The organism is Streptomyces decoyicus, from assembly GCF_019880305.1.
Lineage (GTDB): Bacteria > Actinomycetota > Actinomycetes > Streptomycetales > Streptomycetaceae > Streptomyces > Streptomyces decoyicus.
On record NZ_CP082301.1, the window covers coordinates 3,979,808 to 3,999,061 of the forward strand.

Annotated in this window: 7 protein-coding genes and 3 rRNA genes; 3 read left to right on the forward strand and 7 right to left on the reverse strand. The window is 68.4% G+C overall.

The features are described from left to right. Positions 1-41: 41 nt before the first annotated feature. The 4 genes from rrf to K7C20_RS17425 form a co-directional block, all read right to left on the reverse strand. Positions 42-158: ribosomal RNA gene (rrf, locus tag K7C20_RS17410) — 5S ribosomal RNA — on the reverse strand. 74 nt (positions 159-232) lie between these two features. Further along, positions 233-3,354 (reverse strand): 23S ribosomal RNA (locus tag K7C20_RS17415). A 302-nt stretch (positions 3,355-3,656) separates the two neighbouring features. Beyond that, positions 3,657-5,185 (reverse strand): 16S ribosomal RNA (locus tag K7C20_RS17420). Together the 16S, 23S and 5S rRNA genes form the textbook arrangement of a ribosomal RNA operon. A gap of 726 nt (positions 5,186-5,911) precedes the next feature. Next, entirely contained in the window at positions 5,912-6,472 is a 561-nt protein-coding gene (locus tag K7C20_RS17425) for a MarR family winged helix-turn-helix transcriptional regulator (RefSeq protein ID WP_030089388.1), read from the reverse strand. 188 nt (positions 6,473-6,660) lie between these two features. On the opposite strand from K7C20_RS17425, the gene K7C20_RS17430 reads away from it, so the two are divergent. Further along, entirely contained in the window at positions 6,661-7,965 is a 1,305-nt protein-coding gene (locus tag K7C20_RS17430; RefSeq protein ID WP_053208699.1) for an MFS transporter, read from the forward strand. 129 nt (positions 7,966-8,094) lie between these two features. Here K7C20_RS17430 and K7C20_RS17435 read toward each other — a convergent pair whose 3' ends face one another. Both K7C20_RS17435 and K7C20_RS17440 read right to left on the reverse strand, forming a co-directional pair. Beyond that, entirely contained in the window at positions 8,095-9,912 is a 1,818-nt protein-coding gene (locus K7C20_RS17435; RefSeq protein ID WP_053208698.1) for an ATP-binding SpoIIE family protein phosphatase, read from the reverse strand. Positions 9,913-10,221: 309 nt separating this feature from the next. Further along, positions 10,222-11,610, reverse strand: coding sequence for an NAD(P)/FAD-dependent oxidoreductase (locus tag K7C20_RS17440; protein ID WP_030089397.1), 1,389 nt, complete (start codon positions 11,608-11,610; stop codon positions 10,222-10,224). Positions 11,611-12,044: 434 nt separating this feature from the next. Between K7C20_RS17440 and K7C20_RS17445 the strand changes: the two genes are divergently transcribed. Together K7C20_RS17445 and K7C20_RS17450 are read left to right on the forward strand one after the other, a co-directional pair. After that, positions 12,045-12,971 (forward strand): TetR/AcrR family transcriptional regulator, encoded by a 927-nt coding sequence (locus K7C20_RS17445; protein ID WP_078952921.1) that lies wholly within the window; start codon positions 12,045-12,047, stop codon positions 12,969-12,971. A 388-nt stretch (positions 12,972-13,359) separates the two neighbouring features. After that, positions 13,360-15,324 carry a sigma-70 family RNA polymerase sigma factor gene (locus tag K7C20_RS17450; RefSeq protein ID WP_053208697.1) on the forward strand — a complete coding sequence of 655 codons (1,965 nt, stop codon included), beginning with the start codon at positions 13,360-13,362 and terminating at the stop codon, positions 15,322-15,324. On the opposite strand, the gene K7C20_RS17455 is transcribed toward K7C20_RS17450, so the two are convergent. Beyond that, complete coding sequence (locus K7C20_RS17455) at positions 15,311-18,913, reverse strand: AfsR/SARP family transcriptional regulator (protein WP_150127166.1); 3,603 nt, start codon at positions 18,911-18,913, stop codon at positions 15,311-15,313. The two genes, K7C20_RS17450 and K7C20_RS17455, sit on opposite strands and share 14 nt — an antisense overlap. Between the last annotated feature and the right edge of the window lie 341 nt (positions 18,914-19,254).

Consider the following 19,254-nt stretch of genomic DNA (forward strand, 5'->3'; position numbering starts at 1 on the left):
AAGCCCCGCACCATAAGGTGCGGGGCTTCCCCACAATGATTGTTCGGCGGCGTCCTACTCTCCCACAGGGTCCCCCCTGCAGTACCATCGGCGCTGAAAGGCTTAGCTTCCGGGTTCGAAATGTAACCGGGCGTTTCCCTAACGCAATGACCACCGAAACACTATGAAGTTGACCAACCCGGCAAAGACACAGGTCGTTACTTCAGAACCTACACAGTGGACGCGAGCAACTGAGGACAAGCCCTCGGCCTATTAGTACCAGTCAACTCCACCCGTTACCAGGCTTCCATATCTGGCCTATCAACCCAGTCGTCTACTGGGAGCCTTAACCCCTCAAAGGGGGTGGGAGTACTCATCTCGAAGCAGGCTTCCCGCTTAGATGCTTTCAGCGGTTATCCTTTCCGAACGTAGCCAACCAGCCATGCCCTTGGCAGGACAACTGGCACACCAGAGGTTCGTCCGTCCCGGTCCTCTCGTACTAGGGACAGCCCTTCTCAATACTCCTACGCGCACAGCGGATAGGGACCGAACTGTCTCACGACGTTCTAAACCCAGCTCGCGTACCGCTTTAATGGGCGAACAGCCCAACCCTTGGGACCGACTCCAGCCCCAGGATGCGACGAGCCGACATCGAGGTGCCAAACCATCCCGTCGATATGGACTCTTGGGGAAGATCAGCCTGTTATCCCCGGGGTACCTTTTATCCGTTGAGCGACGGCGCTTCCACAAGCCACCGCCGGATCACTAGTCCCTACTTTCGTACCTGCTCGACCCGTCAGTCTCACAGTCAAGCTCCCTTGTGCACTTACACTCAACACCTGATTGCCAACCAGGCTGAGGGAACCTTTGGGCGCCTCCGTTACTCTTTAGGAGGCAACCGCCCCAGTTAAACTACCCACCAGACACTGTCCCTGATCCGGATCACGGACCCAGGTTAGACATCCAGCACGACCAGAGTGGTATTTCAACAATGACTCCACAACCACTGGCGTGGCTGCTTCAAAGTCTCCCACCTATCCTACACAAGCCGAACCGAACACCAATATCAAGCTATAGTAAAGGTCCCGGGGTCTTTCCGTCCTGCTGCGCGAAACGAGCATCTTTACTCGTAATGCAATTTCACCGGGCCTATGGTTGAGACAGTCGAGAAGTCGTTACGCCATTCGTGCAGGTCGGAACTTACCCGACAAGGAATTTCGCTACCTTAGGATGGTTATAGTTACCACCGCCGTTTACTGGCGCTTAAGTTCTCAGCTTCGCCACACCGAAATGTGACTAACCGGTCCCCTTAACGTTCCAGCACCGGGCAGGCGTCAGTCCGTATACATCGCCTTACGGCTTCGCACGGACCTGTGTTTTTAGTAAACAGTCGCTTCTCGCTGGTCTCTGCGGCCACCACCAGCTCAGGAAGTAAATTCCATCACCAGCAATGGCCCCCCTTCTCCCGAAGTTACGGGGGCATTTTGCCGAGTTCCTTAACCATAGTTCACCCGAACGCCTCGGTATTCTCTACCTGACCACCTGAGTCGGTTTAGGGTACGGGCCGCCATGAAACTCGCTAGAGGCTTTTCTCGACAGCATAGGATCATCCACTTCACCACAATCGGCTCGGCATCAGGTCTCACCCTCATGTCATCCGGATTTGCCTAGATGACGGGCTACACCCTTACCCCGGGACAACCACCGCCCGGGCTGGACTACCTTCCTGCGTCACCCCATCGCTTACCTACTACCACCTTGGATCGGCGGCTCCACCACGTCCCTTTGTCCGAAGACTCCAGGCCGGCTTCACGGCCTTAGCATTAATGGATTCGATATTGGGCGTTTCAAAGCGGGTACCGGAATATCAACCGGTTGTCCATCGACTACGCCTGTCGGCCTCGCCTTAGGTCCCGACTTACCCTGGGCAGATCAGCTTGACCCAGGAACCCTTAGTCAATCGGCGCACACGTTTCCCACGTGTGTATCGCTACTCATGCCTGCATTCTCACTCGTGAACCGTCCACAACTCGTTTCCACGGCTGCTTCACCCGGCACACGACGCTCCCCTACCCATCACAACGGACGTTGGTCCTCATGCTGCAATGACACGACTTCGGCGGTGTGCTTGAGCCCCGCTACATTGTCGGCGCGGAATCACTTGACCAGTGAGCTATTACGCACTCTTTCAAGGGTGGCTGCTTCTAAGCCAACCTCCTGGTTGTCTCTGCGACTCCACATCCTTTCCCACTTAGCACACGCTTAGGGGCCTTAGTCGATGCTCTGGGCTGTTTCCCTCTCGACCATGGAGCTTATCCCCCACAGTCTCACTGCCGCGCTCTCACTTACCGGCATTCGGAGTTTGGCTAAGGTCAGTAACCCGGTAGGGCCCATCGCCTATCCAGTGCTCTACCTCCGGCAAGAAACACACGACGCTGCACCTAAATGCATTTCGGGGAGAACCAGCTATCACGGAGTTTGATTGGCCTTTCACCCCTAACCACAGGTCATCCCCCAGGTTTTCAACCCTGGTGGGTTCGGTCCTCCACGAAGTCTTACCTCCGCTTCAACCTGCCCATGGCTAGATCACTCCGCTTCGGGTCTTGGGCACGCTACTCAACGCCCTATTCGGACTCGCTTTCGCTACGGCTTCCCCACACGGGTTAACCTCGCAACATACCGCAAACTCGCAGGCTCATTCTTCAAAAGGCACGCAGTCACGACACAAGGAACAAGTTCCTTGTGCGACGCTCCCACGGCTTGTAGGCACACGGTTTCAGGTACTATTTCACTCCGCTCCCGCGGTACTTTTCACCATTCCCTCACGGTACTATCCGCTATCGGTCACCAGGGAATATTTAGGCTTAACGGGTGGTCCCGCCAGATTCACACGGGATTTCTCGGGCCCCGTGCTACTTGGGTGTCTCTTAAACGAGCCGTTGATGTTTCAGCTACGGGGGTCTTACCCTCTACGCCGGACCTTTCGCATGTCCTTCGCCTACACCAACGGTTTCTGACTCGTCCCACAGCCGGCAGACTGCAGTAAAGAGATCCCACAACCCCAACCACGCAACCCCTGCCGGGTATCACACGTGACTGGTTTGGCCTCATCCGGTTTCGCTCGCCACTACTCCCGGAATCACTGTTGTTTTCTCTTCCTGCGGGTACTGAGATGTTTCACTTCCCCGCGTTCCCTCCACACTGCCTATGTGTTCAGCAGCGGGTGACAGCCCATGACGACTGCCGGGTTTCCCCATTCGGACACCCCCGGATCAAAGCTCGGTTGACAGCTCCCCGGGGCCTATCGTGGCCTCCCACGTCCTTCATCGGTTCCTGGTGCCAAGGCATCCACCGTGCGCCCTTAAAAACTTGGCCACAGATGCTCGCGTCCACTGTGCAGTTCTCAAGCAACGACCAGCCACCCACCACCCCAACCGAAGGCTGAGTTCACTGGGGCCGGCATCGCGAAGGTCCAGACTCAACAGTCCGTACCCTCAGATACCCAACAACGTGCCCGGCCCACTCCATCAATCCCCACGTTCCACGCCGAAGCAGTACTAGTGACAACCAATCAAGTGTGCCGAATAGTCAACGTTCCACCCATGAGCAACCAGCATCAGACATTCGCTGATGTACTGGCCTCTGACCAACCGAAGTTGGTAAGAAGTGCTCCTTAGAAAGGAGGTGATCCAGCCGCACCTTCCGGTACGGCTACCTTGTTACGACTTCGTCCCAATCGCCAGTCCCACCTTCGACGATTCCCTCCCACAAGGGGTTGGGCCACCGGCTTCGGGTGTTACCGACTTTCGTGACGTGACGGGCGGTGTGTACAAGGCCCGGGAACGTATTCACCGCAGCAATGCTGATCTGCGATTACTAGCAACTCCGACTTCATGGGGTCGAGTTGCAGACCCCAATCCGAACTGAGACCGGCTTTTTGAGATTCGCTCCACCTCGCGGTATCGCAGCTCATTGTACCGGCCATTGTAGCACGTGTGCAGCCCAAGACATAAGGGGCATGATGACTTGACGTCGTCCCCACCTTCCTCCGAGTTGACCCCGGCAGTCTCCTGTGAGTCCCCATCACCCCGAAGGGCATGCTGGCAACACAGAACAAGGGTTGCGCTCGTTGCGGGACTTAACCCAACATCTCACGACACGAGCTGACGACAGCCATGCACCACCTGTACACCGACCACAAGGGGGCGCCTGTCTCCAGACGTTTCCGGTGTATGTCAAGCCTTGGTAAGGTTCTTCGCGTTGCGTCGAATTAAGCCACATGCTCCGCTGCTTGTGCGGGCCCCCGTCAATTCCTTTGAGTTTTAGCCTTGCGGCCGTACTCCCCAGGCGGGGAACTTAATGCGTTAGCTGCGGCACGGACGACGTGGAATGTCGCCCACACCTAGTTCCCAACGTTTACGGCGTGGACTACCAGGGTATCTAATCCTGTTCGCTCCCCACGCTTTCGCTCCTCAGCGTCAGTATCGGCCCAGAGATCCGCCTTCGCCACCGGTGTTCCTCCTGATATCTGCGCATTTCACCGCTACACCAGGAATTCCGATCTCCCCTACCGAACTCTAGCCTGCCCGTATCGAATGCAGACCCGGGGTTAAGCCCCGGGCTTTCACATCCGACGTGACAAGCCGCCTACGAGCTCTTTACGCCCAATAATTCCGGACAACGCTTGCGCCCTACGTATTACCGCGGCTGCTGGCACGTAGTTAGCCGGCGCTTCTTCTGCAGGTACCGTCACTCTCGCTTCTTCCCTGCTGAAAGAGGTTTACAACCCGAAGGCCGTCATCCCTCACGCGGCGTCGCTGCATCAGGCTTTCGCCCATTGTGCAATATTCCCCACTGCTGCCTCCCGTAGGAGTCTGGGCCGTGTCTCAGTCCCAGTGTGGCCGGTCGCCCTCTCAGGCCGGCTACCCGTCGTCGCCTTGGTAGGCCATCACCCCACCAACAAGCTGATAGGCCGCGGGCTCATCCTTCACCGCCGGAGCTTTCCACACACAGACCATGCGGTCGTGTGTCGTATCCGGTATTAGACCCCGTTTCCAGGGCTTGTCCCAGAGTGAAGGGCAGATTGCCCACGTGTTACTCACCCGTTCGCCACTAATCCCCTCCCGAAGGAGGTTCATCGTTCGACTTGCATGTGTTAAGCACGCCGCCAGCGTTCGTCCTGAGCCAGGATCAAACTCTCCGTGAATGTTTACCCGTAATCGGGTCAACACACACGAGAGCGGAACGACCAGACGGAATAGGTCCGGTCGTTCACAGCGTCCTCGCTGTGTGTGCCACCCCGACCGCATGGGCCGTGGTGGGCTTTCAAAGGAACCTCATCCACCGAGGTGGACGGGGTATCAACATATCTGGCGTTGACTTTTGGCACGCTGTTGAGTTCTCAAGGAACGGACGCTTCCTTTGTTCCTGTTTCACCAGGATCTCCGGGCGCTTCCCTTCGGTCTTGCGTTTCCGACTCTATCAGATCCTTGCGGGCCCGATTTTCGCCGGTGCGTTTCCGCCTTTCGGCTTCTTCGCGTTTCCGACTCTACCAGATCCGTTTCCGTCTCTGGCCCCTGTCGGAGCGGGGTCGGCCGTTCGGCTTTCGCTTTCCGGCCTTTCCGACTCTATCAGGCCCGATTTCGTTCCGTTGCCGGTCCGAATTCGTTTCCGATTCCCCGTCGGAGGGGGTCCGCCTGGGGTGCGGCTATTTGAACTGCCGCGCCTTTCGGCGTGATCACTACTTTAGCGGAATTCCTCGTTGACGCATAATCACGCCACGGTTCGAATTTCGGCATGCCGAAATCTTTCCCAGTGAGGGGCCGTGCAGTAGTGGGTGCCGCGAAGCGGCGGGATGGTCGCCGCGGAACCGTTCCGGCTCTGTGGCAACTCGGAGAACACTACGGATGGGGAAGGGCCGTGTCAACACGCGTCAGTCAAGGTCACTCAGACGCCCGTCGGCGTCGGGCTGGGCGTCCTCGACGCGGCGCAGCAGACGGGTCAGGACCTGGCCGAGGAGCTGCCGTTCCTCTCCGGAGAGGTCCTGGAGGAGGTCCTCCTCGAAGACCGTCGCCAAGCGCATCGCCTCGAGCCACTTCTCGCGGCCCTCGTGGGTCAGCGCGACGATGACGCGGACGCGGTTGTTCTCGTCGCGCTCGCGCGTGACCAGACCCTCGTTCGCCATGCGGTCGATGCGGTGGGTCATGGCGGCCGGCGTGAGGCCTAGGAGCTTGGCGAGTTCGCCGGGGCCCATTTCGTAGGGGGCTCCGGAGACGACGAGGGCCTTGAGGACCTCCCATTCGGCGTTGCTCAGGCCGAGGGTGGCGGTCTGCCGCCCGTAGGCGACGTTCATCCGGCGGTTGAGGCGCTGAAGTGCGGAGACGACCTGCTCCACCTGGGGGTCGAGGTCCTGGAATTCGCGCTGGTAGGCCGCGATCTGTTCCTCGAGGCTCGGCTCGGCAGTGTCGGCGGCCGCATCGGAGGGCTCAGGCATGCGGCGCAGTATGACATGTAAGTCATTGGCGTTGAAGTTCTTCGGCATGTAGTCTTTAGCTTCGAACTTTAGAGTTGAAGTCTTCAGGGTGAGACTGTCCGGCTCCGGACGGTCTCGCCCTGGCGTCTGTCCCAGCTCGTGGGTTCGTCCCTCTTATCCGTCTGATGACCTGACCTAGGTAGGTGAGTGTGACCACCGCGATGGGCGCCGCGTTGCGCCGGATCCAGCTCGGGAACGCGTTGAGCGCGTTCGGGAGCGGCTTCACCGTTCCGTATCTGTACGTCTATGTGGCGAAGGTGCGGGATCTCGGCGCGAGTACGGCCGGTGCCGTACTGGCGATGCTGGCGGTGGCCGCGCTGGTCGTCCTGCCGCTGACCGGTCGCGTCATCGACCGGCGCGGGCCACTGCCGGTGGCCGTCATCGGTTCGGTCTGCGCCGCCATCGGCTCCCTGGGGATAGGGCTGTCCGCCAGCGAGCCGCTGGTCATTGCGGCGGCCATCGCCCTCGGTGCCGGGATAGCGGTCATCCAGCCGGCGCTCGCGACGATGATCGTGTGGTGCTCGACGACCGTGACACGGTCGCGGGCGTTCGCCACCCAGTTCTTTCTGAACAACCTGGGGCTGGGCGTCGGCGGACTGGTCGGCGGGCTGCTGGTCGACGAGTCGCATGCGTCGAGCTTTGTGCGGCTGTTCGCCATCGAGGCCGTGATGTTCCTGGTGCTCGGCGCGGCGGTGGCGACCGTACGGCTGCCGCGGGCGCCGAAGGTCGAGGACCCGGTGCCGACCGAGGAGCGGGCCAAGGGCGCCTGGCGCGCGATGTTCGCCGACCGGCGGATGGTGTGGCTGTGCGTCCTGGGGTTCGTGCTGTTCTTCGCCTGCTACGGGCAGTTCGAGTCGGGGCTGGCGGCCTACGCGACCGAGGTCACCCGGATCCCGCCGGCCAGCCTGGGGATCGCGCTGGCGGCGAATACGGCGGCGATCGTGGCGGCGCAGTTCGTGGTGCTCAAACTGGTCGAGCGCCGGCGGCGCAGCCGGGTGATGGCGCTGGTCGGGATGGTCTGGACGGTGGCGTGGATAGCCGCCGGGCTGTCCGGGCTGGTGCACGGTGCGCAGGTGGTGGCGACGACGCTGCTGATCTCGACGTATGCGCTGTTCGGTATCGGTGAGTCGATGCTGTCGCCGACGGTGGCTCCGCTGGTGGCCGATCTGGCGCCGGCTTCCCTGATCGGCCAGTACAACTCGGCATTCGCCCTGGTCAAACAGCTGGCGCTGGCGGTCGGTCCGGCCGTGGGCGCACTGATGGTGGGGCATGGGATGTATGTGGCGTACATCGGGATGCTCGTGGTCTGTGCGCTGGGGATCACGGTGTTGTCGTTGCGGCTGGGGCGGATGCTGCGTCCGGAGCAGGACAATCCGCACCGGGCGGTGGCGTCCCTGCCCGCGGCACGGGTGCCTGCGGAGCCGGCAGCGGAAGCGGTTGTCTGCGGCGCCTGAGCATCGTGCCCGGACCGCCGGGCCCATGGGCGGTCGTTGAAGCCCACGCGCCCGGCGCCGTAAGAGCGGCGCGCCCACCGGCCCCCGGCCTGGTCCGATCGGATCAGGCCGGGGGCCGGTGGCGTACGGCTATCCGCGCGGCAGGGCGAATTCGCACCAGACGGCCTTGCCGCCGCCCGGGGTGCGGCGCGAGCCCCAGGACGAGGCGATGGTGGCGACGATGGAGATGCCCCGGCCGGCCTCGTCGGCGGGTTCGGCGCGGCGGCGGCGCGGGAGGTGGTCGTCGCCGTCGGTGACCTCGACGATCAGACGGCGGTCCGTGCGGCGCAGCCGGAGGCGCATGGGCGGGGTGCCGTGCTGGAGGGAGTTGGCGACCAGTTCGCTGGCGGCCAGCACACCGAGGTCGTGCAGCTCGGTCGGGAAGCGCCAGGACGCGAGGACCCCGGAGGCGAAGGCGCGGGCGCGCGGGGCCGCTTCGGTGCCGCCGTGGAGTTCGAGCGCGGCGTTGTGGAACAGCTCGGCGTCATGGCCGGTCCGCTCCGGGTGCTGGAGGACCAGGATGGCGACATCGTCGTCGTGGCTGGCGGTGATGCCCAGGGAGCGCAGCAGGCGGTCGCAGACGATGTCCGGCGCGCCGGCGGCACCGGCGAAGGCGCGCTCCAGGGCCTCGACGCCGTGGTCGATGTCCTTGTCGCGGCGCTCCACCAGACCGTCGGTGTAGAGGACGGCGCTGCTGCCGGGGCCCAGCGGGACGGAACCGGAGGTGTGCAGCCAGCCGCCGGTGCCCAGGGGCGGCCCGGTGGGCTCGGCGGCGCGGCGGATCGTGCCGTCCGGGTCGCGTACGAGGATGGGCAGATGGCCGGCCGAGGCGTAGACCAGCCGGCCCTCGTTCGGGTCGTGGACGGCGTAGACGCAGGTGGCGATCTGGCTGGCGTCGATCTCGGCGGCCAGGCCGTCCAGGAGCTGGAGGACCTCGTGGGGCGGGAGGTCGAGGCGGGCGTAGGCGCGGACCGCGGTGCGCAGCTGGCCCATGACGGCGGCGGCGCGCACCCCGCGGCCCATGACGTCGCCGATGACCAGGGCCGTACGGCCGGCGCCGAGGGTGATGACGTCGTACCAGTCGCCGCCGACCGCGGCGTCCGTGCCGCCCGGCTGGTACGTGGCGGCGACGCAGAGGTCGTCGGGCTGTTCCAGTTCCTGGGGCAGCAGGGAGCGCTGGAGGGTGACGGCGGCCTCGCGCTGGCGGGCCTCGCTGGCGCGCAGCCGCTCGGCGGACTCGATCTGGTCGGTGACCTCGGCGCCGAAGACCAGGACGCCCTTGTGCGGGGCGACGCAGGCGACCTCGGGGTCGGGTGCCGGGCCGCTCGCCGCGACCTCGATCGGGGTGCAGGTGAAGGTGTAGTAGCCGTCGCGGGAGCGGTCGCCGCCCGCGCCGCCGGGGACCTTGCGGGACTTGACCGTCCGCGGTTTGCCGCTGCGCAGGACCTGGTCCATCAGGGGGAGCAGACCCAGGGTGTCGAGCTCGGGGAGGGCTTCGCGGGCGGTGTGGCCGGCCGGCCGGGGGCCGAAGGCGGCGGCATAGGCGCCGTTGACGTAGGCGAGGCGGTGCTCGGGGCCGTAGACGACGGCGACGAGGGCGGGGATGGTGCCGAGGATGTCGTGGACGGACAGTGCGTCGACGGTGGGCGGCAGCCCCACGGGGGTGGCGTCCTGGTACGGCGTGGTTTCCGCGTGCTCGGCGCGGGCCGCGGGGACGGTACCCGTGGTGGCTGCCGTCGGGGCGGCGGGCGTGCCGTCCGGGGCCGCGGGCACGGTGGACGGCGCCGGGGCCGCGGCGGGCGGGGCGGCCGGCGTGCCGGACGCGGGGCGGGGCGCGGCGCGGTCGGACCGGGCGGCGGCACGCCGCTGTGTGCCGGGGAGTTTGGCGCTCCAGCGCGTGAAGATCACGGAGGGGTACCTCTTACTTCGCGTCGTCGCGCGGGATCGGGCCGTCGGCAGGGCGGGACCTCCCGGCCGGCGGCCGGAGAAGGGTCGGCTGGGGACACTCTCGGCGTCCATTTGCGGAATGCAGCAAACGTCCAGAATCCTCGTGATTGTCACTCTTTGCAGATACGAGCCCACCCATGGTCACACGTCCAGTGTGGCCGACCGGACGGACATCCGTCAGACGCCCGGGTGCCCGCATGGAGTTCCGCACTCCGGAACATCCGGCGTACCAGGGCTGACGGTACGTCGACTCTTGTGGGGTACGGCGCGTCAACTGGCTTCGTTGTGCCGTCCGGTCCCCGCGGCGAGTTCGAACTCGGCGCGCGGGTTCTCCAGCGAGCCGAGCGAGACGATCTCGCGTTTGAACAGGCCGGCCAGCGTCCATTCGGCGAGCACCCGCGCCTTGCGGTTGAAGGTCGGCACCCGGCTGAGGTGGTAGACACGGTGCATGAACCACGCCGGGTAGCCCTTCAGCTTGCGCCCGTAGACGTGTGCGACGCCCTTGTGCAGGCCGAGCGAGGCCACCGAGCCGACGTATTTGTGCTCGTAGTCCTGGATCGGGCCGCCGCGCACGGCCGCCGCGATGTTCTCGGCGAGCACCTTGGCCTGACGGACGGCGTGTTGCGCGTTGGGGGCGCAGACGGCGCGGGGCTCGTCGGGCTTGGCGGGCGGCGGAGCCGTCAGGTCGGGGACCTCGGCCGCGTCGCCGGCGGACCAGGCGTGTTCGACGCCGTCCACCTGGAGGGCGGGGGTGCACTTGAGGCGGCCGTGCGCGTTCAGCGGCAGCCCGGTCGCGGCCAGGATGGGGTGCGGTTTGACGCCCGCGGTCCACACCAGGGTCCGGGTCGGGAAGCGGGAGCCGTCGCTGAGCTGGGCGACCCGCTTCTCGCAGGAGTCCAGCCGGGTCTCCAGCCGTACGTCGATGTTGCGGGCGCGCAGCTCACGGACGGCGTAACGGCCCATGTCAGGGCCCACTTCGGGCAGGATCCGGTCGGTCGCCTCGACCAGGATCCACTTCATGTCCTCGGGCTGGATGTTGTGGTAGTAGCGGACGGCATAGCGGGCCATGTCCTCCAGTTCGGCCAACGCCTCGACGCCCGCGTAACCGCCGCCCACGAAGACGAAGGTGAGCGCGGCGTCGCGGACCGCGGGGTCGCGGGTGGAGGAGGCGATGTCGAGCTGCCCGAGGACGTGGTTGCGCAGTCCGATGGCCTCTTCGACGGTCTTGAAACCGATGCCGACGTCGGCGAGGCCCGGGACGGGCAGGGTGCGCGAGACCGAGCCCGGCGCCAGGACCACTTCGTCGTACTCCACCTCGATGGCGCCGTTGCCGGTCTCCTCCGCGGCCAGGGTGGTGATCGTGGCCCGGCGGTCCGTGTGGTCGAGGGCGGTGACCTCACCGATGACGACCTTGCACTGCGGCAGCACCCGGCGCAGCGGTACGACGACGTGGCGCGGGGAGATCGAACCGGCCGCGGCCTCGGGCAGGAAGGGCTGATACGTCATATACGGCTCGGGGTCGACCACGATGACCTCGACAGTGCCCTGCTGCAACTCCTGCTTCAGCTTCCGCTGCAATCGCAGGGCGGTATACATCCCCACGTAGCCACCGCCGACCACGAGAATGCGCGTCACGTCGTTCGAAGACTCAGTCTTCACAGAGGTTCTCCTCGCGGTGTCGACCAGGCCCGGGCAGCACCGATCCGGACGGCGGCCTGCGGCGCGGCCACCATCGGAGCTGCACCCCCGGGAAAGCACAGCACTGTTCCATGACGCACCGCCGGAGCGCCTTTGTCCACAGGCCCGTCGAAATGTATGACCGGCCGCGGCCCTGGGGACGGAACGACCCATTCCGCCTACCCGGGAAGAGGTGCGCTGGTCAGGGGGTGGGTGGCGACGGGAGAACGGGGGTGTAATCCGGGCGGATCAGGCCCCTTGGGCCGATCGGGGGGCGCATTGCGCGGAACGCCCCCTTCATTCTTGACGCGGGCTCAACTATGTTCGTATCCGTTGGGGTGGACCCTGTCATCGGTACGCCCTGACTGTCAGGGCGGGGAGTCTCCGGGGGGAGACGACATTACCGGGGGATCACTATGCACATTCAGGGCTCTCATTGGCCGACCAACGTCGCTGTGGCACCTGCCGCCGACGATGCCGGGAGCGGTAGCAGTAGCAGAAACGACAGAGGCAACGGCAGCGGCGCCGGCAACGGCTCCGGTGTGAGCAACGGTGCCCGCTCGGGGGCGGGCGGCCGGAGCACGCCGCTGCGGGTGGACGCCCAGCGCAATCTGGAACATGTGCTGCGCGCCGCGCGCGAGGTCTTCGGCGAGCTGGGGTACGGCGCGCCCATGGAGGACGTGGCCCGGCGGGCCCGGGTCGGGGTGGGCACGGTCTACCGCCGGTTCCCGAGCAAGGACGTACTGGTCCGCCGGATAGCCGAGGAGGAAACCTCACGGCTGACGGACCAGGCGCGTACGGCGCTGGGCCAGGAGGACGACCCGTGGTCGGCGCTGTCCCGTTTTCTGCGGACGTCGGTCGCCTCGGGTGCCGGACGGCTGCTGCCGCCGGGCATTCTGCGGGGGAGCGCGGACGCCGACCGGCTCGCGGAGACGGCGGACGGCCCGGAAGGTCCCCGGGTGCCGGACGGCCTGAGTGACGCACGGGTGCCGCAGCAGCGGATGGCTCCCGGCTCGGACGGGGTACCGGTCGATCTCCGGCTGGTCGCCCCGGAGGGCGGGTCCGCTCCGGAGGGCGAGGCGGGCCAGGCGGCAGCGGCCGCTTCGGCCTCGGCCTCGGCCGAGGAGACGACCGGCGCCGATGCGCTGCTGGAGGTCGTCGGCCGGCTCGTGGAGCGCGCCAGGACGGCGGGCGAACTGCGCGCCGACGTGACGGTCTCCGACATCCTGTTAGTGATTGCCACGGGCGCGCCCACGCTGCCCGATCCCGGCCATCAGCAGGCCGCCTCCGCGCGACTGCTGGAAATTCTGCTGGAAGGGCTGCGTTCGCGCCCCGCGCGGTGAAGTCCGGTGGCCGGCCCCGTCCGGGTGGACCCGAGTGCCGGGTTCCTCGGGCGGGGCCGCGCCACGGGGTGGTGTCGTGGGTGGAGCACGGGGCGGTGTCGTACGCGGGCCGCGGGGACCGTGGCTGGGCTTCGGGTGTCCGTCTCCGTGCTCCGGGGGCCGCCTACGGCTCCCGCTCGTGGTGGCACGTACGGGACCGCGGGCGGTTCAGCCCGTATGCGCGATGCGGCCCGCATCTGCGGTGGGCTCGTACGGGTGAACGTCCGTGCGGTCGTCCGCGTTCTCACCCCGGATGAGTGGATGACCGTCAGGGCCCTCAACCACCGGGGTTCGGTATGGCACGCTGGCGCGGTGTTCCGGTGTGACGGCGGCTTCGGGGGCCTCGAAGATGGGTGTTGACGGGCGGGACGGGCGGCGCGACGGCGACGCCGGGGTGGAAGAGCGCGCGGGGACGCCGTCCGGGCGGATCCCGGGACGGACCGGGCCGGCCACGCGGCACGATCGCGCCGGTGAACCGGCGGGCGAGGGCCACAGCGTGCCGCCGCAGCGGGACCGTTCCCGCCGGACGACCCCGGCCGCCAACGCCGAAGGCGGCGAACTCCCGCCGTCCGACGCCCAGTTGCTCGCCGATCTGCGGGCCGGGGACGACCGTGCGTACGAGGAGATGTACCGCAGGCATGCCGACGCGGTCCGGCGCTATGCCCGCAGCTGCTGCCGGGACGTGCACACCGCGGAGGACCTGACCGGCGAGGTCTTCGCGCGCACGCTGCAGGCGGTGCGCGGCGGCGCGGGCCCGGATTCCGCGGTGCGTGCCTACCTGCTGACGACCGTCCGCCGGGTCGCCGCGTCCTGGGCGAAGACCGCGCGCCGGGAGCAACTGGTCGAGGACTTCGCGGTGTTCGCGGTGTCCGCGGCCGGTGCGCCGGGGGACAGGGACACCCTGGACCTGGGCGCGGACGTGCGCGCTCTGCACGAGGCCGAGCAGTCGATGGCCGTGCAGGCGTTCCGCAGTCTGCCCGAGCGCTATCAGACGGTGCTGTGGCACACCGCCGTCGAGGACGAGTCGCCCAGCGAGGTCGCCCCGCTGCTCGGGCTGACCGCGAACGCCACCGCCGTACTGGCGCACCGCGCCCGGGAGGGCCTCAAACAGGCCTATTTGCAGGCGCATGTCAGCCAGTCGCTGACCGCCGGGGGCGACTGCGCCCGGTACGCCGACCGGCTCGGCGCCTATGCCCGCGGTGGGCTGCGGATGCGGGCCGAGCGGGGGCTGCGCAAGCATCTGGACGCATGTACCCGGTGCCGGCTGGCCGCGCTGGAGGTCGAGGACGTCAACCAGCGGATCGGGGCGCTGCTGCCGGTCGCGGTCATCGGCTGGTTCGCCGCCGGGTACGCCGTCAAGGCGGCGGCCGCGGCGGTGGGTGTCGCGGGTGCGGGTGCGGCGGCCGGTGCGGCGGCGGTCGCGGGTGGTGGCGGGGCCGGTGCGGCGGGCGGCAGCGGTGGTGGTGCCGCCGCAGGTGAGGGGCTGGGCGCGGCGGTGAAGGTCGGTATCGGGGCCGGGGCGACGGTGGTGGCGGGCGCGGCACTGGCGCTGGCGCTGACCGGCTCCCCCGAGCCGGCGCCGGCGCCCCATGCCCAGCCCGCGCAGCCGCGCCCGTCCGCGCCGCAGAAGCCGGCCCCCGAGCCGTCGGGGGCGGCGCTCCCGCCGGCGGCCGGTGCCGCACCGGCAGCTCCGAAGCAGACCGCGAAGCCGCACCCCTCACCGCCTCCGGCGCGCGAGCCGCGCGCCGAGCCGACGCCCGCCTCTCCGGGGGCACCGCAGCGACCGGCGCCCGGATCGCCTGCGCCCTCGACGCCACCTTCGACGCCGGCCCCGCGGCCCACGCCGTCGAAGCCCTCACCCAAGCCGCCGCTTCCCGCCCCGACCGCGTACCGCCTCAATGCGCTCGACCACGACTTCATGGGCGACGGCAGCAGGCCGGAGGTGCGCACCATCGGGAGCAGCTGGCTCTGGCAGCGGCAGGAACCGAAGATCGCCGGCACCAGGTATGCGCATGGCGTGAGCGTGCACGCGCGATCCTCGGTGACCGTCGACCTCAACCGCCGGTGTACCGCGTACGACGCCGTTGCGGGCGTCGACGATCTGAGCCTGGGGCAGGGCGCGGTGCGCTTCTCCGTCTACGCGGACGGGGTGCGGCTCTGGCAGTCGGCGGTGGTGCGCGGCGGGGAGCGGGCGGTGCCGGTGCATGTCCCGCTGGCGGGCCGTAAGACGCTGCGGCTGGTGGCCGAGCCGGCGTCGCCCGTCGGCGCGGTGGCGCTGGGGGACTGGGCGCAGTCGACGATCAGCTGTCGTTGAGGGGGCGGGACGAAGCCGGGGTGACGGCGTCGCGGGACGGCGCCGGGGCGGAGGCGTCACGGGATGGCTCCTGACCGGTGGCGTCGCGGGACGGCGCCGGGGCGGAGGCGTCACGGGATGGCTCCCCGTCGGAAGCGTCATGGGACGGCTCCTGGTCGCCGTCCTCGGGGCGCGGCGCCAGGAGCGCGACGGCCTCGGCGGGGGTGAGGCGCGCGCCCTCGGCGTACAGCGCCTCGTAGACGCCGCCGCGTAGGTCGCCGCCCCTGTCGGCGCGAGTGCCGGCGCCCGTGGCGCCGCGGGTGTCGTCCCGTATGCCTTCGTGCAGGCCACCGCCCTCCATGCCCTCGTGCAGGCCAACCCCTGTGTCCTCGTGCAGGCCAACCCGTATGCCCTTGTGCAGGCCGTCCCGTATGCCGCCGCTCAGGTCGTCGTCGGATGCGGCGTTCAGCTCGGCGCGGAGCGTGTCCGCCGTGTGCTGTACGTCCTCCTCTTCGGGGACGATCCGTGGAAGTTCGCCGCGCCAGGCGCCGGCGGCACCCAGCAGCCGGGCCGCGTCCTGCGGGCGGCCGGCGCGCTGGAGTGCCACGGCCGCGGATTCCACGACGGCCGCCAGCACCGGCTGGGTGCAGTAGTGCGCCAGCCCCGATCTCAGCGCCTGATGGCACTGGCTCAGCGCGTCCGTCAGCTCACCTGCTTCCGCCGCGATCCGGCCCGCCAACGCGTCCAGCACGAGCGCGAAATGGGGCGGTGGGGTCCCCAGCGCGGCGGCCGTACGCGCCGCCTCGCACTCCGCGCGCGCCACCTCGGGCTTCCCGCGGCGGAGCGCAATGCGGGCGTGCAGCGAGTGGTTGAAGGCCAGCGGGTCCTGCACGCCCCACTCGGCGGCCTGCTCGTCCGCCCGCACCAGCGCCTGCTCGGCGCTGTCCACATCACCGTCGGCGAAGTGGAGTTCGGCCAGCCGGGACAGGATGAACGGCCCCTCTGTGTACGCGCCCAGCTCGCAGGTCAGCGCGAGCGCCTCCTCGTAGGCGGTACGCGCCTCGTCGTAGCGGCCACGGATCTGCCGCATCTCCGCTGTTGCGGCGGCGACCTGGGCGAGCATCCAGCGGTCGCCGACCCGCCGGGCCAGTGCGACCAGCTCCGGCTCGTCGGCCTCTGCCGATTCCAGGCCGCCGGGAAGGCCGATCGCAAGATGTGTACGGAACATCAGCGAGACGCCCAGCTCCCAACTGCCGCCCAGAGCACGGGTGGTGGTCACGGCACCGTCCGCGAGCGGCAGTATCTGGTCGTAGCCGCCGAGGAAGAACGCGGTGAACGGCCACAGCAGTCCGGGGAAGCGGGCGCTGCGCGGATGCGGGCGGCGGTAGGACGTCAGCAGCCGGTCGATCAGGGCGCGCTGCTTCTGGGTCTCGCCATGGCGGTCGCGGCTCTGGTCCTGGAGCAGGAAGAGGAGCAGCAACTGTAGGTCCGCCTGCGCCCAGAACGCCGGGTCCGTGTCGGCGAGTTGCTCCGGACCGGGACGGAGGGCCGCGGTCCGCTCCGCCCAGGAGGCGCCCTCCTCACGGTAGTTGCGCAACCACCAGAACCAGCCCATGGCCAGGACCACCCGCTGTGCGGTGTCCGCTTCCCGGCCGGTGACCGCGCGGTGCAGCACCGCTCGTACGTTGTCCAGCTCGGCCTCGATACGCGCCAGCCACGGCAGCTGCTCGGCGGAGCGGATACGCGGTTCGGCGTCCGTCAGGAAGTCCAGGAAGTGACCCGTGTGCCGGGCGAGGGTGCGCTCATGCTCCTCGGGGCGGTCGGCGGCCCGCTCCCTGGCGTAGGCGTGGATGGTCTCCAGCATCCGGTAGCGGGGCTCGGCGCCCCGGTGGTCGACGATCAGCAGCGACTTGTCCACCAGCGCTCCGAGCCGGTCGAGCACCTCCTCGGCCCGTTCGCCGCACACCGCCTCGGCGGCCGCGAGGGTGCAGCCGCCGGCGAACACCGACAGCCGGCGCAGCAACGCGCGCTCGGGCTCGTCGAGCAGGTCCCAGGACCAGTCGACGACCGCGCGCAGCGTCTGCTGGCGGGGCAGTGCGGTCCGGCTGCCGCTGGTCAGGAGCCGGAAGCGGTCGTCGAGCCGGTCGGCGATCTGGCGCGGGGAGAGCAGCCGCAGCCGCGCCGCGGCCAGCTCGATGGCGAGCGGCAGACCGTCCAGCCGGCGGCAGATCTCGTCCACTGCCGCGGGGTCGTCCACGGCCCGGAAATCCGTCCGCACCGCCGCCGCCCGCTCGGCGAACAGCTGGTGCGCGGGGGCCGGCGGCAGCGGTTCCAGTGGCCGGACGACCTCGCCGGGTACGCCGAGCGGTTCCCGGCTCGTGGCCACCACGGTCAGTCCCGGGCAGTGCCGCAGCAGCCGGTCGGCCAACTCGGCGGCGGCGCCCACCACATGCTCGCAGTTGTCGAGGACGAGCAGGAGTCTGCGCGAGGCGCAGTGGTCGACGATCCGGGCCGCCGGGTCGGTGTGCTCGGCGGCCGTACGGGCCTCCATGGCCGGGGAGAAGACGGTCGTGTCCCGCCGGCCGAGCGCGGAGAGGACGGCCCCGGGCACGGCCTCCGGAGCGTCCAGCGGCGCGAGCTCGGCGACCCAGACCCCGTCGGGGTGTTCCCCGGCCAGCGAGCCGGCCAGCTGCTCGGCGAGCCGGGTCTTGCCGGATCCGCCCGCTCCGGTGAGCGTGACGAGGCGCGTTCGATGTGACCTCAACTCGTAGTGGAGTGAGGAGAGTTCGGCCTCGCGGCCGACGAAGGAGTTGAGGCGGGAGCGGAGATTGCCGGAGCGGGGGCCCGCATCCGAGGCCGGAGGGGACGCCGCCGGCTCCGGCTCCACCTTCTGTGCGAGCAACTGGGCGTGCAGCGCCCGTAGTTCGGGGCCCGGGTCCGCCCCGAGCCGGTCCGCGAGCAGCCGGCGGGTCTCCTCGTACGCGGCCAGCGCATCGGCGCCCCGTCCCGCGCCGTACAGGGCCCGCATGAGCTGGGCCCGGAACGGCTCGTCCAGGGGATGGTCCGCGGTCAGCTGCCGCAGCTCGGGCAGCAGCTCCTCGGTACGGCCGAGCGCCAGATCCGCATCGATCCGCCGGTGCAGCGCCGCCAGCCGCAACGCCTCCGGGCCATGGGCCGCCCCCGCCCCGTCGGGCAGATCCAGCAGTGCCGGTCCGCGCCACAGCGCGAGCCCGGTGCGCAACGTCCCGGCCGCCGCGGCCGGATCCCCCTCCTGCAACTGTCGCGTCCCCATGGCGACCAGCCGCTCGAACTGATGCAGATCGACCTCGTACGGCCCCGTGACCAGCCGATATGCCCCCGGCAGCGACTCCACCGCCTGCTTGCCCAGGGCCCGGCGCAGCCGCCCCACCAGCGCCTGCAACGCACCCGGTGCGTCCTGCGGCGGCGCATCCACCGCCCACACCTCGTCGATCAGCGTCTCCACGGCAACCGGCCGCCCACCACGCAGGGCCAGCGCGACCACCAGCGCCCGCACCCGCGCCCCGCCCAGCGACACCGGCTGCCCCCGCGCGTCCAGGACCTCCGTCGCACCCAGAATCCGAAATCTCACCCGGTCATTGTCCAGCCCCACGCCGCTCCCCCGATTTTCATCCACAGCCCGACTCGATGCGGACCTCAGTTATCCACAGCCATGCCGGCGGGGCTGCGGCCCGAGGCGGTGGGCCCGAGGCGACGGGCCCGGCCCGGCAGGCCCGTGCGTCAGGCGAAGCAGGCCGGGAACCCACCGGCCGGAAGACACCGCACCCACCGGCCGGAAGACACCGCACCCGCCGCCCCACCACCAGCGACCGGCGACCAGCGGCCGGCGACCGGCGACCGGCGCGGACATCCGCGCACCCCCCTCCCGCGCGGACCCTCCCGCCAGAGGTGGGCGCCCCCAAAAGCTGGGCG